This window comes from Mesorhizobium sp. W050 (genome assembly GCF_054719535.1).
In genome coordinates this window covers 4,157,094-4,171,773 of the sequence record NZ_JBTTIH010000001.1, presented here as the reverse complement: position 1 = coordinate 4,171,773, position 14,680 = coordinate 4,157,094, and the positions used below count along the sequence as shown (strand labels likewise).

13 protein-coding genes are annotated in these 14,680 nt (G+C 61.8%); 12 read left to right on the top strand and 1 reads right to left on the bottom strand.

Translation table 11 applies throughout. The annotated features are described in order from the left end of the window. Positions 1 to 580 precede the first annotated feature (580 nt). The 8 genes from ACYG9Y_RS20310 (at position 581) to ACYG9Y_RS20275 (ending at position 9,120) form a co-directional block, all read left to right on the top strand. Complete coding sequence (locus tag ACYG9Y_RS20310) at positions 581 to 1,603, top strand: LacI family DNA-binding transcriptional regulator (RefSeq protein ID WP_023686868.1); 1,023 nt, start codon at positions 581 to 583, stop codon at positions 1,601 to 1,603. A 173-nt stretch (positions 1,604 to 1,776) separates the two neighbouring features. Further along, positions 1,777 to 2,790: an SIS domain-containing protein gene (locus ACYG9Y_RS20305; protein ID WP_023738306.1), complete on the top strand. Its 1,014-nt coding sequence runs from the start codon at positions 1,777 to 1,779 to the stop codon at positions 2,788 to 2,790. Positions 2,791 to 2,818: 28 nt separating this feature from the next. Next, positions 2,819 to 4,141, top strand: coding sequence for an ABC transporter substrate-binding protein (locus ACYG9Y_RS20300; protein ID WP_023738307.1), 1,323 nt, complete (start codon positions 2,819 to 2,821; stop codon positions 4,139 to 4,141). 11 nt (positions 4,142 to 4,152) lie between these two features. Next, on the top strand, positions 4,153 to 5,112 hold the full coding sequence (locus ACYG9Y_RS20295; RefSeq protein WP_023738308.1) for a carbohydrate ABC transporter permease: 960 nt from the start codon (positions 4,153 to 4,155) through the stop codon (positions 5,110 to 5,112). Next, positions 5,109 to 5,969 (top strand): carbohydrate ABC transporter permease, encoded by an 861-nt coding sequence (locus tag ACYG9Y_RS20290; RefSeq protein ID WP_023667749.1) that lies wholly within the window; start codon positions 5,109 to 5,111, stop codon positions 5,967 to 5,969. The genes ACYG9Y_RS20295 and ACYG9Y_RS20290 overlap by 4 nt, the downstream gene beginning before the upstream one ends. Positions 5,970 to 5,990: 21 nt before the next feature. After that, positions 5,991 to 6,845 carry a sugar phosphate isomerase/epimerase family protein gene (locus ACYG9Y_RS20285; RefSeq protein ID WP_023738309.1) on the top strand — a complete coding sequence of 285 codons (855 nt, stop codon included), beginning with the start codon at positions 5,991 to 5,993 and terminating at the stop codon, positions 6,843 to 6,845. Next, positions 6,842 to 7,705 (top strand): PfkB family carbohydrate kinase, encoded by an 864-nt coding sequence (locus ACYG9Y_RS20280; protein WP_023738310.1) that lies wholly within the window; start codon positions 6,842 to 6,844, stop codon positions 7,703 to 7,705. The genes ACYG9Y_RS20285 and ACYG9Y_RS20280 overlap by 4 nt, the downstream gene beginning before the upstream one ends. Further along, a complete protein-coding gene (locus tag ACYG9Y_RS20275; RefSeq protein ID WP_245260388.1) occupies positions 7,648 to 9,120 on the top strand; it encodes an NAD(P)/FAD-dependent oxidoreductase in 1,473 nt (490 codons plus the stop codon). Before ACYG9Y_RS20280 ends, ACYG9Y_RS20275 begins: the two co-directional genes overlap by 58 nt. 177 nt (positions 9,121 to 9,297) lie before the next feature. On the opposite strand, the gene ACYG9Y_RS20270 is transcribed toward ACYG9Y_RS20275, so the two are convergent. Further along, positions 9,298 to 10,392, bottom strand: coding sequence for a LacI family DNA-binding transcriptional regulator (locus ACYG9Y_RS20270; RefSeq protein WP_023667753.1), 1,095 nt, complete (start codon positions 10,390 to 10,392; stop codon positions 9,298 to 9,300). A 213-nt stretch (positions 10,393 to 10,605) separates the two neighbouring features. Here ACYG9Y_RS20270 and ACYG9Y_RS20265 point away from each other — a divergent pair, with 213 nt between their 5' ends. From ACYG9Y_RS20265 to ACYG9Y_RS20250, 4 genes are all read left to right on the top strand, one after another. Next, complete coding sequence (locus ACYG9Y_RS20265) at positions 10,606 to 11,448, top strand: ABC transporter substrate-binding protein (RefSeq protein WP_023738312.1); 843 nt, start codon at positions 10,606 to 10,608, stop codon at positions 11,446 to 11,448. Positions 11,449 to 11,542: 94 nt separating this feature from the next. Then, the gene (locus tag ACYG9Y_RS20260; RefSeq protein ID WP_023695154.1) at positions 11,543 to 13,084 is read left to right on the top strand and encodes an amino acid ABC transporter permease/ATP-binding protein; all 1,542 of its coding nucleotides are present in this window, start codon (positions 11,543 to 11,545) and stop codon (positions 13,082 to 13,084) included. 60 nt (positions 13,085 to 13,144) lie between these two features. Continuing rightward, positions 13,145 to 14,272, top strand: coding sequence for an NAD(P)/FAD-dependent oxidoreductase (locus ACYG9Y_RS20255; RefSeq protein WP_023695155.1), 1,128 nt, complete (start codon positions 13,145 to 13,147; stop codon positions 14,270 to 14,272). Between the two features lie 187 nt (positions 14,273 to 14,459). Further along, complete coding sequence (locus ACYG9Y_RS20250) at positions 14,460 to 14,675, top strand: hypothetical protein (RefSeq protein WP_023667757.1); 216 nt, start codon at positions 14,460 to 14,462, stop codon at positions 14,673 to 14,675. Positions 14,676 to 14,680 lie beyond the last annotated feature (5 nt).

The window sequence follows — 14,680 nt, the reverse complement described above, 5'->3', positions numbered from 1 at the left end:
AAGAGTGCCGGGCGTTTTTGCGTACTGGCCGAGGTCCCTTGCTTGGCAAGTTCCTCCGCGACAAGGATCTGCTCGACAGCATTTTCGTCGCTATTGCCCATGCGGAGCCCCGGAGGATCAAAACCGGTTAGCAGCATGATGCCGACGGTTCAGAGCAAGCGACTCAGATTCCCGATTTGCTCAGAGTCTCCCAGCCTATGGCTCTCCGTGCAGCGGGCCTTGAGCGTCTGGCTCGACCTTTTTGAAAGCTCGCCTCCAATCGCTGGACGAGTTTGGCGGCAAGGCTAGTCGTCTCCATCGGTGTTATGATCGATGCCAGGGAGGCCGCCTGGACCATGGCGTGAACTCATTGCCGTATGCTGGCAGTGCAAGGCAATGAACTGACTGCACAACATGTAGGTGCATTCGTGGATCAAATTTCCAGATAGCCAAACAGCGCGCGTATCTCGATTAGGTGGCAAGGAGTTGCGAAAGCTATGTTCGCAGTTTGAGAATCGTCCGATATGCCGCACAACGATGCCGGCAAGACGAGCCGAGGATGATCTGACGCAATGTTCAGATCCAAGAAGGACGGTTACCTGTGGCCCAGAAAGGAATCACACTAAAGGACGTTGCCGCAGCGGCTAAGGTGTCGCGCGCCACGGCCGCCCGGGCGCTCAACAGCTATGGTTACGTTGGCGACGAGACGGCGCTCCGCGTGGTTGAGGCAGCCGAAAGGCTGGGCTATCGGGCCAACCTCGTCGCGCAGGCGCTGCGCAGCGGACAATTGCCGATCATAGGCTTCGTGCCCGGCGATATCCAGAATCCGTTCTTCGCCCGAATCGCGCACGACATAGAGGTGGAACTGCGCAAGCACCGCCACAATCTTCTGATTGCCAGCAGCGAGGAGAATGTAGAACAGGAGAAAGAACTGCTTGAGAGCCTTCGCTCGCTCAGCATTCGCGGCTTCATCCTTGCCCCAACGTCTGCAACCGACAGCCAGCATATCGTGCAACTGGCTCGCGAAGGCGCACCGATCGTGCTCATCGACCGCGTGGTAAAGGACCTGCAATGCGACAGCGTCGTCGTCGACAACGAGGGCGGGGCACGCGAGGCAGTGGACTATCTGGTTGGCAACGGTCACCACCGGATCGGTCTTTTGCGCGACGAGTCACGCATCTTTACGGCACAGGAACGCTTGGCTGGCTACCAAAACTCGCTCCACTCGCATGGGATCGCAATCGATGAAGCGCTCATCGGCGTATCGCGCTCGACCGTCGAGCACGCCATCGAAGCCACGATCCGCCTGTTCAGCCGGCGCAATCGCCCGACCGCACTGTTCACGGTGGACAGCCTCATGACGCAAGGCGCGCTTCTTGGCCTGCGTTCAATGGGGCTCTCGATTCCGCATGATGTGTCGGTGGTTGGCTTCGATGACTTCAACCTCGCCACGTTCACCGATCCGCAGATAACGGTCGTGGCGCAACCCATCTCCGAGATCGGACCGCTCGCCGCCAGATACCTGCTGGAGCGGCTTGCCGGCAAAAAGGTTGCACCGCGCCGTACCCGATTTCAGACCCGCTTGATCGTACGCGGATCGGTTGCCCGGCGCGCTGTGCGCTAAAGAGCAAACCCCTCGATTTCGGAGAATTTCGTCTAAAGGACTTGCCATTGGCGAAATTGCGTGCCCATTATTGCTTGTGAGATCGATCTCACATCGGGAAAACGAGCTAGACGGCCCACCGACGCCTAAGGCGGGCTAGAGGCCTGTAACATGCGAAATACAAGGAAAACGTCATGCTGAACTTCGATAGGGACCGCTTCGTGAAGATCCAAAGCGGGGCCGTCGCCGTCGCAGGTGAGGTTCGCTCACTGATGCGCACACTGCTGGCAGATGGCGTCGAGCGGCTGTTTTTCATGGGCACCGGCGGCGTGCAGCTTCTAACCTTGCCCGCGATCGAGTTGGCGCAGCGCTGTTCCACCTTCCCGGTGAGCGGTGCCTATCCGGCGCAGGTCGTGATCGATCCGCCCGCCGGTCTCGACAGCAAGGCCGTGGTGGTCATCCCGTCCTTGTCGGGCACGACCAAGGAAGGCGTCGAGCTCATGGTCTTTCTGAAAAAACGTGGTGTGCGCACGATTTCGCTCACCGGCCATTCGGATACGCCAATCGCACGGGAGGCTGACCACAATTTCACGAACTTCGCCGAAGACGACACCTCGTCGGAATCCTTCTACCTGCAGACGCTGCTGATCGTCCTGGCCCTGCTGGAAGAGCGCGGCGAATATGATGATTTTGATGGCACTGTCGCCGAACTCAAACTGCTGCCGGATCTGCTTGCCGACGCCAAGGCTGCCTTTGAGGACAGGGCGGCCGAACTGGCCCAGACAATCAAGGACGATACCTATCACATCTTCACCGGCGCCGGCTCGGTGTGGCCGGAGGCACACTATTACGGCATGTGCATCCTCGAAGAGATGCAGTGGATTCGCACCCGCCCGGTGCACGCCGCCGACTTCTTCCACGGTACGCTCGAGTTGGTCGAGCCGGGCGTCAGCGTTTTCGTGTTCAAGGGCGAAGATGCCCTTCGGCCCCTGGCCGACCGGGTCGAGAACTTCGCCAAGCGCTACACGGACCGCGTTCGCACGCTGGACGCGGCCTCGGTCAAGTTGCCGGGCATCTCCGCAAAGGTCCGCGGCATGATCTCGCCGGTTCTGCTCGCCACCTTGCTCGAGCGGCTGAGCGCCCATCTCGAGGTGCTGCGCAACCACCCGCTGACCACCCGTCGCTACTACAAACGCGTGGAATATTGATCCCCTCTCACCTCTGAAGGAGCTATCCATGAAACGTTCGCTGCAAATCGTGGCGGTCACGGTGGCCGCGGTATCATCATTGGGGTTGTCGATAAGCGGCAGTTCCGCCGCTTCGCCGGCTGTCACGGCCGACCCAAACGCCAAGGTGGAATACACCGGCACGCTTTCGGTCCTGACGAAGTTCGGGCTGCAACAGCTGTCGCCCTATTTCGTCAACCTGGCACAGGCCTATGAGAAGCTCCATCCGGATGTGAAGGTCGAACTTATCCAGGAGAGCGACGACAGCGTGAAGGGCAAGACCAAGACGCTGGTCGCTTCCAACTCGCTGCCCGATATCTATTTCTCCTGGACAGGCAGCTGGGGTGGCAATTTCGTGCGCGGCAATCGCGCCGTTGATCTCACGCCCGTCATTGCTGCCGATACCGAGTGGGGCAAGTCGCTGTCTCCAGCCGCCGTCAAGGCGTTCCAGTACAACGGCAAGTTCTATGGCATTCCGCTTTACCAGGATGCCAAGTTCATGGGCTACAACAAGCAGATCTTCGCCAAGCTCAGCCTCAAGGCACCCGGCACTTTCGAGGAATTGCTGACCAGCTGCGACGCCATCCGCAAATCCGGCGTGACACCGATCTCCTTCGGCAACAAGGAGGCCTGGCCGGCAATCCACTTTGCAGGCCAGCTGCTCGCCTACAACGTGCCGCAGGCAACGCTGGAACGCGACTTCGATCCGGCCACCGCCCAATACACCGACCCAGGCTATATCGCAGCACTCAAGCAGTTCAGCCAGCTTGTCGAGCGCTGCACCGATGGCGCCGGCGTCAACGGCACATCCTATGCCTCGGCTCTCCAGGCCTTCACCAACGCCCAGTCGGCCATGTACTACCAGGAGATCATCGAGTTCGATCAGGCCGCCACGCCGGAGTCGGCGTTAAAGCCCGCCGATTTCGGATTCTTCCGGCTGCCGGTGCCCGCCGGCGCCAAGGGTGACGCCAAGTCGATCGAGGGCGCGCCGGAGGGCTACATGATCAATGCGGCATCGAAGAACATCCCGCTGGCGATCGATTTCATGAAGTTCGTGACTTCGAAGGAAAATGCGCAGGTGCTGTCTGCGCCACCCTATGGCCAGCCGAGCGCCACCATCGGCGGCGCCTCGGAATCGAACATGAGCGCGGCTGTGGTCGATGGCCTCAAGGATATCAACGCCGCCTCATACCTCATGCCCTGGCTGGATACGGCCAACCCACCGCGCGTCGCCGCCGTCTGGCTGTCCAGCCTGCAGGCGCTGGCGGGCGGCTCGATGACGCCCGAGCAAGTGATGGACGAGGTGCGCAAAGCCGCATCCGCGGCCAAATAAAGCAGGCGAGCATGGCAAGGGCCTCGGACACAGTGGACAGCGGCGCCGACATCGGCGTCGCCAGGCCGCAACGGCCAAAGAGCCGGCGGGCCTGCTTCGCCAACCTGTTGTCGTTGCGATGGGCGGCGATCGCGCTCATCCTCATCGGCTGGTTCGTCTATTATCCGATCGTCGACAATTTCATCGTCAGCACCACCGACCAGGACATCTACACCGGCGAGGTCACCAATGTCGGCCTCGCCAACTACGACCGGCTGCTGCATGACCCGGTCGTGCTGCTGGCGCTGTGGAACAACTGCCTCTACGCTCTCATCTCCGTCATCTTCCAGGTCTTCGGCGCGTTCCTGCTGGCGGCCATTATCGAGGACCTGAAAAGCGAAAGCTGGCGCCGGCTGTGGCGCGCCGTCTATTTCGTGCCGTCGGCAATCTCGATCACAGTGACCGGCCTGCTGTTTTATTTCATCTACCAGCCGCAGATCGGCTTGCTGGATGCCGCGCTCAGCCGTGTTGGACTGAGCCAGCTCGTCATGCCTTGGCTCGGCAATGAGCACACCGCCATCTATGCCATCATCGCCATGAGCCAATGGCAGGGTTTTGGCTATTCGACGCTGCTGTTCGCCATTGCCATCCAGAAGATCCCGCGCGACCTCTACGATGCCGCAACGATCGACGGCGCGGATCCGCTTCGCCGCCTGTGGAGCATCACCTTTCCGCTCACCCGGGAAATGACGGGGTTGATGATCATCGTCACCATCACGGGCGCGTTCCAAGTGTTCAACGAGGTTATGGTGATGACCGCGGGCGGGCCCAACAACAGCAGCCAGGTGCTGGGCACGTGGCTCTACCAGAAGGCCTTCATCGAGGACAATTTCGGCTATGGCGCGGCGATTGCCGCCGTCATCTTCATGTTGACCATGCTCACAGGCGCGGCACAGCTCTGGTACACCAAGCGCCGCCGGGTGCAGCTATGAGTGCGATGGTCGCAGCCGGTCGCAGCCGGCACGTCAATGTGTGGTCGGTCATAGCCAGGACATTGCTCTATTCGTTCCTGGTCTGCCTCGGTGTCGTCGTCATCTATCCGCTGATCTGGATGGCGCTGAGCGGCTTCAAGGACAATGCACAGATCTTCGGCGATCCCTTCGCCCTGCCCACCCGTTGGTCGTGGAACAATTACCTGCAAGCGTGGAACCAGGGCGTGCGTGGCTACGTGACAGTCTCGGTGCTGGTGACCGTCGCTTCGGCTATATGCACCGTGCTGATCAGCGCCTGGACGGCCTTCGGCCTGACCCGCACCAAGATGCCGGCAAAGCCGCTGGTTGTTGCCATCGTTCTGGGCGGCTTGATGCTGAGCCCCACCGTGGCGATCATTCCACTGGTGAAGATGTTGCAGGCGCTCGGTCTCTACAACACCTACTGGGCACTGATCATTCTCTACACGGCGTTCCGTGTGCCGTTCACCACCTTCCTCATCCGCGCCTACATGCTGGATCTGCCTGAAGACATCGACGAGGCGGCGACGATGGATGGCGCCAGCGAGGGTCAGATATTCTGGCGCATCACCTTGCCGCTGTGCCGGCCGATCATCATTTCCTGCGTCATCCTGCACGTCCTGTTCGCCTGGAACGAATATCTCTTCGCCATGATCTTCACGAGCGGCTCGGATGTGCAGACGCTGCCGGTCGGACTGACGTCGATCATGGCAACCCACGGGACCAACTATGCCGTGGTGTTCGCGGCCATGACGATCTCGGCGCTGCCTATCGTGATCGTGTTCTTTGCCGCACAACGCTACTTCATCCGTGGCTTGGCCGAAGGCATCGGCAAATAACAATTCCCGAAAGGAGCCTTCATGCCGCAGCTCGCTGCTCATCAGCTGATCGGAGCCAATTTCAGCTTCCAGCACTTCCCCTTCGATGAGGTCGCCAGGACGATCCGAGGCTTTGGCCTGCGCGAGATCGAACTGTGGGGGATTGCCCAGCATCTGGACCTGTTCCACGCCACGGACGCGCGTGTCGAATCCGTTCGCCGGGTACTCGCCGGCAACGAGCTGTCGGCCTGGTGCTTTACGCCTGAGCAGGTGTTGTATCCAATCAACATTGCCTCCGGCGACGCCGCACTGCGCCAGGACAGCATCGAGCGGTTTTGCCGTGCAGCCGACATCTGCGCGGCGCTTGGCGCCCGCTATCTCTTCCTGACGCCCGGCCGGGGCTACGAGAGCGAACCCCGGCAACCGGCATGGGACCGCGCGGTCGGTTCGATCGGCGAGATCGCCCGGCGCGCCGCCGCAAACGGGGTGCGCTGCCTGCTCGAGCCGTTGCAGCGGTTCGAGAGCAACCTCGTCAATGATGCGGCAGGCCTGCGCCAAATGCTGGACGAGGTGGGCGCTGAAAACATCGACGTCGTGCTGGACACTGTCGCCATGGCCACGGCCGGCGACACCGTGGCCGGCTATGTCGACCTGTTCGGCTCGCGGCTGGCGCATGTCCATCTGGTCGACGGCACACCAGGCGGGCATCTGGTGTGGGGGGATGGTACGCTGCCGCTCGGCCACTATGTCAGCGAGCTCGCGCGCCTGGGCTATGCCGGAAAGTTCACCTTCGAGCCGTTCGGCAACGGCTCCTACGCGCTCGATCCGGTAAAAGCCTGGACACGCTGCCTTGGCGCCATCGCGCCATACCTCACTTGCGCAACGGTGCCGGCATGACGTCGAAGAAGCTTATCGCGGTCGGGGACAATTGCCTTGATGCCTATTTGACCAACAACTTGATGACGGTGGGCGGCAACGCCTTGAATGTCGCGGCGCAATGGCGGCGCAACGGCTGGTCCGCGCGCTATTTCGGCGCCGTCGGGAACGATCCCGAAGGCGACGTGGTGCTTGCTGAGCTGGCAGGTGCCGGCCTATCCCCCGACGACGTCGAACGGCGTCGCGGCGATACGGCCGTCACCTTGCTGCGCGATGAATCCGGCGACCGGAAGTTCCTGCACGAATCCTTCGGTGTGGGCGAAAACTACATGCCGGCGCCCGCGCATTATGCGGTCATCGCCGCGGCCGACTGGGTGCATCTCGGCACCAACGCCAACAAGCACCTTGTCCAACGATTGGTGGCGGACCATGTGCCTTTCAGCATCGATCTATCGACCGCCCATATGGCGCTGGCGCTCGACGGTGTCCCGCTTTTGTTTGCGTCCGGACCGGACGATGTCGATGTTCCCATCGAGCCGTCGCTGGGCGCGCTCAGGAAGGCCGGCGCAAGGCAGGTGGTTTTGACCTGTGGTCGACGCGGCTCCTACTTCGACGATGGCACGAATGTCGTGCATGCGCCGGCGACGCTTGTCGATGTCGTGGATACGTGTGGCGCCGGCGACAGTTTTATTGCCACCTTCCTCGCCGGCTTCCATTTCGGCGGCCTTGGCGCCCTGGAGGCATTGCACAGGGCGTCGATCGCGGCGGCACAGACCTGCACCCATCTCGGCGGGTTTCCCCAGAGACCGCGTCCGATACCCGATTGGCTGCGAGCCAAATATGCCAGCTTCATTGTCGATGCGCAGGGAGCCCAAGCGTGAGTACACTTCGTTTGCGGCAGCCTGCGGTCGCGCTTGCATCTGACCGGTCGTTTTGGCTGCAGGACATTACCGCCGCCCCTGCGACCGAGCCATTGCGAGGCGACGAGCGCGCCGACGTGGTGATCGTCGGTGGCGGCTATACCGGTCTGTGGACCGCGCTGCGGATCCTTGAACTGGCGCCGCAAACGCGGGTGGTCATCCTTGAAGCCGATCTGTGCGGATCGGGGGCCTCGGGGCGCAACGGCGGTCAGGTCCATTCATGGTTCGCCGAAATCGACCAGATCAGTGCGGTCGTCGGTCTCGAGGAAGCGCGCCTGCTGTGCGCCGACACGGTGGCATCGATCGCGGAGCTGAAGGCGCTGCAGCAAAACGGCACCATAGACATGGACCTGAGGCTGGACGGATGGTTGTGGACCGCAAGCTCCATTGCGCAGGAAGGCGCCTGGGAGACCGCCGTGGCCTTGACGGCGGCTGTTGGAGAAAACCGTTTCAGCCCGCTGACGGCCGAGGACATTCAACGCCGCACCGGTTCATCGGCCTCCTATGTCGGCGTCGTCGAGACCACCGCCGGCACGGTCCATCCCGCCAAACTTGCCATCGGATTGCGCAAGCTGGCACTGGCACGCGGCGTCATCATCCACGAGCGCAGCCCGGTCCTCGCCATCGAACCCGGCATGACATGCACGGTGCGCACGGGGCATGGCGCGGTACGGGCTGACAAAATCGTGCTTGCCGCCAACGCCTGGCTTTCGGCGCTGCCGGAACTGCGGCGGCATCTTTATGTGGTCGGCAGCGAGGTGATTGCCACTGCCGCCATTCCCGAACTGCTCGACAGCATCGGCTGGCGCGACGGTGCCTCGATCTGCGATTCCCAGGCCCAGGTGCTCTACTACCAGCGCACCATCGGGGGCAGGGTGGTCTTCGGTCGTGGCAGCGGCAACGTCGCCTTCAGTGGAAATTTCGGCGCCAGCTTCAACCGCAGCCCGGAGCACGGCCGCGACAATATGCGAGAGCTGCATCGGGTCTACCCGTCGCTGCGCGGTGTGGCGATCGAATATGACTGGTCGGGGCCGATCGACTGCGTGCCTGAACACGTTCCTGTCTTCGACCACCTGCGCGATCATCCCAATATCTTCTACGGCATGGGATTTAACGGCACCGGCATCGCGCAGACGCCGATAGCCGGACGCATTCTGGCGAGCCTGGTGCTCGAGCGAAAGGATCGCTGGAGCGAAAGCGGTCTGGTCGGCATCGAGCGGCGCATGTCGCTGCCGCCCGAGCCGTTGCGTTATCTCGGCGCCAGGCTTGTCCGCGCCGCGGTGCGCCGCAAGAACGAGGCCGAGATCCGCAACCGAAACGCCGGCAGGATCACCAGTCTTCTGGCGGCCCTGAAGCCAGGCAGGCGCAAGAAGTAGCCGGGCATCTCGCTCATCGTCACGCTCTTCAAACCATGAGCCGGCACGTGCCGTCCCGATGACGGTGGACGCGGCATTGCGATCAGGGTGCTTGCTGGGTTGATCGACGTACATTCTTAAAGCGGAGTGCGTCGACCTTGTTCTAACGTATTCATGTGGGCCGTACCGCCGTCAGGCCTATGCTTGGCGCACTTGCGGCTTTCCATCCGAGGGCGGGCCAACGGATCCGCGTGCAATGATGGCGGTCGGCAAAACGAGCCTTTCCGCCGGGCGGGAATCTCCCTTCAATCGCCGGATGAGCAATTCCGCGACGCTCTTGCCAAGCGCGTAGACGGGCTGGTCGATAACGGTGATGGGCGGCGTGGTGACGCTCGTCCAGTCCGCATCATGGAAAGTGATGAGCGAAATGTCGTCGGGAACCCGCAGGCCGCGCTCGCGGGTCACCTTGAAGATCTCCAGCGCAATGACGCTGTCGGAGGCGAGGATCGCCGTCGGCCGATCCGGCGCCGACAGCATCTCGCCGGCAACCCTGCGCGTTTCGGTGGGGCTTGTCGCGCCAAGGCGAACAAAGCGTTCTGGCCGATCAAGTCCGGCCTCTCGGCACACGGTGAGGAAACCGTCGATGCGCTCACGGACCGACGAGGTGTAGATCTGCCCGAGATCGCGGTACTCGTGCCCTTCGGCGTCGACCGCGGTCACATAGGCGATGTTGCGGTGGCCGGCATCGGCTAGAAAGCGGGTCGCCAGCATGGCGATGCCGCGATCGTCGGTCGTGACCGTATCGACATCCAGATCTGCCAGCGCCCTATCCAGCAGGGCAAGCGGTCGGCCCGAGCGGTGGATATCGCGCAGGTGCGCGATGTCGCGCGATTCCGACGGCGTGACGATCAGCCCGTCGACGCGCTTGCCGATGAGCAGTTTCACGGCCGCCTTTTCCGCCTCGATCTTCTCGCCGGAATTGGCCAGGATGACGTTGAACCCGGCTGCCTTTGCCGCGTCGCTGATGCCGCGTACCGCGAGGCTGAAGAACGGGTTCTCGATGTCGCCGACAACCACGCCGATGATGCCGGAGCGGCCGGTCGTCATGCTGCGGGCGAGCTCGTTCGCACGATAGTCCAAGGCCTTGGCCGCGGCCATGACTTCCGCGCGGATCATGTCGCTGACGACGCCGTATCCGCCGAGCACGCGCGCGGCTGTCGCTTTCGAAACGTTGGCCGCGCGGGCGACGTCGCTGACCGTTATCGACGGGGTCTTGGGGGCGGTTCTTTTCATCGGATGACGACTACAAGAGTTGTTGACGGGAGGTCAACGTGGCGATAACGATTAACAAAGAGACCGGTCTCACGCAATATGAGACCGGTCTCTTTAAAAGGAGTGGAGCCGAGAGGCGTGACGGACCGTGATTTCGGCAAGGGCATGTCGGCGCGCCAGATGGCGGCTCGACGGAAATACCAAGAAGAACAGACCTTCAGAGTGGAGAAAGACATGAGCAGGAAAGAAATTCTCAAGTCGTTGATGTGCCCGGTCAGAACCGGCGCAATGGCTCTTATGGCGATGTGCGTCGGCGCTGGGCTGGTTTCAGGAGCGGCCGCCGCGGATGACAATCCCTATGGCCTCATTGATGCGAAGGTCATCAGCGTCGGAACCATGGGCGATGCCAAACCCTACGCTTTCACCCAGGCCGATGGGTCGTTCACCGGCTTCGACATCGAATTGTTCCGCAACGTCGCGAGCCGCCTTGGCTTCAAGCCCGACCAGGTGATCTTCACCGGCCAGGAATTCTCGGCGCTGATGCCTTCCGTTGCAAACGAGCGCTTCGATGTCGCGGTCGCGGCAATCGGCACGACGGAAGCACGCAAAAAGACCGTCGACTTTTCCGACGGGTATATCGCAGGCTATCTCTCCGTGCTTACCGCCGACAAGGCGATCACGGCGGCGGACGGGCTCAAGGGCAAACGTCTCGGCGTCGTACAAGGCACGCTCCAGGAAATCTACGCGGCGAAGAATTTTGTCGGAACCGATCTCGTCAAATTCCCCGACAACAACTCCGCCGTTTCGGCGCTTAACAACGGAACCGTGGATGCCCACTTCCTCGATTACGAGGCCGCCAAGGACTATGGCCTTCGCTACCCGAACCTGAAGATCGCGGTCAATATTCCTTCCTTTGACGCGCCGGCCGGCTTTGTCCTGCGCAAGGGCAACGACAAGCTCCGCAATGCGCTGAACACCGCCCTTCACGCGGCCATGCAGGACGGCACCTGGAAGACGCTTTATGAAAAGTGGTTCCCCGGCTCGCCGATGCCCGACCAGTATCTTCCCAAGAAGTAGACCGTACCCGGCCGCTGGCTTTCATGCCGGCGGCCGGATTACGCCGCCGTCCTTGATGCGGACGATGTAAATAGCGCAACCAAAAGGGGGGCGAATGAACTGGCTCGAAAACCTGCGGCGCAGTTTCCTCGACTGGCAGGCAATGGCGGACGTGCTGCCCAGCATGATCACCATCGGATTGAAGAACACCTTGATCCTCGCCGCCGCGTCGACGGTACTGGGAGTCATCCTCGGCATGATCCTGGCGGTCATGGGCATCTCGCAATCGCGCTGGCTGCGCATTCCGGCGCGGGTCTACACGGATATTTTCCGTGGCCTGCCGGCGATCGTCACCATCCTGCTGATCGGCCAGGGCTTTGCCCGCATCGGCCGTGAAATCTTCGGGCCTTCGCCCTTTCCGCTCGGCATTCTTGCGCTGAGCCTGATCGCCGGCGCCTATATCGGCGAAATCTTCCGCTCGGGCATCCAGAGCGTCGAGCGCGGGCAGATGGAGGCCTGCAGGGCGCTCAGCATGAGCTACGGCCAAGGCATGCGCCTGATCGTGATCCCGCAAGGCATCCGCCGCGTCTTGCCGGCCCTCGTCAACCAGTTCATCGGCAACGTCAAGGATTCAAGCCTTGTCTACTTCCTCGGTCTGCTCGCCTCGGAGCGCGAGATCTTCCGTGTCGGTCAGGACCAGGCAGTGGTCACCGGAAATCTCTCGCCATTGCTTCTGGCCGGCGTGTTCTATCTCGTCATCACCGTGCCGTTGACCCATGTGGTCAACTACATCGACAACTCGCTGCGGGTCGGAAAGCAAAAGGCAGGCCTCGTCATCAGCGGCCTGGCCGAAGTGAGCGAACTGGAGGGCGCCACCGGCAGTGCACTTTCGGAGGCCGGCTCTGATGCCCGCTCAGCGCTGCCCCGCTTCAAGGGCGGCAGTCTCGCCATTACCGATCTCGACATGGCCTATGGCGACCTCGATGTTCTCAAAGGCGTCAGCCTGGCAGTCAAGCCTGGCACGGTCACATGCGTGATCGGCCCATCAGGTTCGGGCAAGTCGACCCTGCTGCGCTGCCTCAACCGCCTGGTCGAGCCCAAGGGCGGTGAGGTGTTGCTCGATGGTGCGAGCATCCTGGCGATGAAGCCTGAAAAACTGCGCCGGCGTGTCGGCATGGTTTTCCAGCAGTTCAATCTGTTTCCCGACCACACCGCGCTCGAAAACGTCATGCTGTCGCTGACCAAGGTAAAGGGCCTCCCTGTACAGGAAGCTGAGCGCATCGCCGAGGCGCGCCTTGCCGACGTCGGGCTTGCGACCCGCAAACACCATCGTCCAGGGAGCCTTTCCGGTGGCCAGCAGCAGCGTGTGGCAATCGCTCGTGCATTGGCGATGGACCCGGAGGTCATCTTGTTCGATGAGGTAACGAGCGCACTCGATCCAGAACTGGTGAAGGGTGTGCTCAACCTCATGGCGGATCTCGGCCGGCGCGGCATGACAATGGTCGTGGTGACGCATGAAATGGGCTTCGCCCGCAAGGTCGCCGATCAGGTCGTCTTCATGGATGAAGGCCGCATCATCGAGGCCGGCACGCCTGCCGCGATTTTCGACACGCCGAAAAGCCCGCGTCTGAAGCACTTCCTTGCCGAAGTGCTTTGATCACGCATGAGCCCTTCAAGACGGCCGCCCAAACCAACCTCCACCAGTGAAAGATATCTCATGGCTGCATCACATCAGGTTTCCAAGGTCGTTGTTGTCGGCGGCGGCATTTTTGGCGTCTCCTCGGCCGTTCATCTTGCAAGGCTCGGCATCGAGACCGTGCTGGTCAATGATGGACCGCTCGCCAAGGGAGCTTCCGGCCGCTCGCTCGCCTGGATCAATTCGGCGCGCAGGCGCTCGGCTGAATATCATCGCCTGCGCATGATCGGTATCGACCGCTACCGCAGTTTGTCGGCGCGATGCCCGGATGCCGCCTGGCTGCGTTTCGACGGTGGCCTGACGTGGGATGCGGACGATGCCTCAAACGAGATCGCCGATGTCTTCGCTCACGAAAAACGTCTCGGCTATGATGCGCAGCATCTGTCCGCGGACGCCATAAGGTTGGTCACGCCGGGTGTCTGCGCAAGCGCTGTCACGCCTCAAGGCGCGATCTTCAACGCGGGCGAGGGCTGGGTCGACCTGCCGTCGCTGATCGAAATATTGATCGCGGAATTCGTGGAGCGGGGCGGCCAGGTGGTCACCGAGGCCGGAAGCGCTACCGTCACCGTCGCCAACGGCCGCGCCACCGGCGTCACCACCACCAGCGGGATCAGCTTCGCCGCCAACGCGGTGCTTCTGGCGACCGGTGCGGATGTGCCGCGAATGGTCGCCGTGGCCGGTCAGCGTATTGCCGATGGGACACCAATCGCGCTGCTGGTCAGGACCAAGCCAGTCGACTTGCCTCTACGCGCCGTGCTCAACACGCCGCGCGTCGCCATCCGGCCGACGCCTGATGGCGCCCTCGCGCTCGATTCTGCCTGGTCGGAAGAAGAGGTGGTAGTCAATCCGGACGGGACTTATCGCGTAAAAGCATCGACCATCCAGGGGCTTCTCGACGAAGCGTCGAATGTTCTCGACGGTCATCCGAAATTGGAATTGGAGAGCTACGGTGTCGGGCCCAAGCCGATCCCCGGAGACGGCGAGCCGGTCTTCGGCCAGTTGCGGGAGATCGAGGGGTATTACGTCGCCTTCAGCCACAGCGGCGCAACACTTGGCTTGATTGCCGGCGAACTGCTTGCAACCGAGATCGCCACCGGAACAGAGCACCCACTCCTTGCAAGCTTTCGACCGTCTCGATTTTCACTTTAGCCTGCCAATTCGCCTCGGAATGGGATGTAATGTGGCATGCTTGGAGTTTCGCTAGCCGAGACGGCGGCCGCATGGCCGCTTACGCGCACCTGACAAGCGAATATGTTCCGGAACATTTTCTCCACGTTGAAGTTGGACAGCGCCAGGACCGTCGTTCGTCCAAGCTCAACCAGCGCTGAGAAATTCCATGACCAACCAACACCCCAAGACTAAACAGCCCACGGACAAGGATCTGCGAGACAACCCGGGAATCGGCACCTCGAAGGGCGCGGTCAAGGGCGGCGATATGCTCGACGAGAACGATGCTCTCGATGGGGACAATACGTTCGAAGGCGATGTCGAGAACGACGTCACGCCTCAGGGCGGCATCAATCCTGACCAGACCGGACGCACGAACAAGTAGGAGGC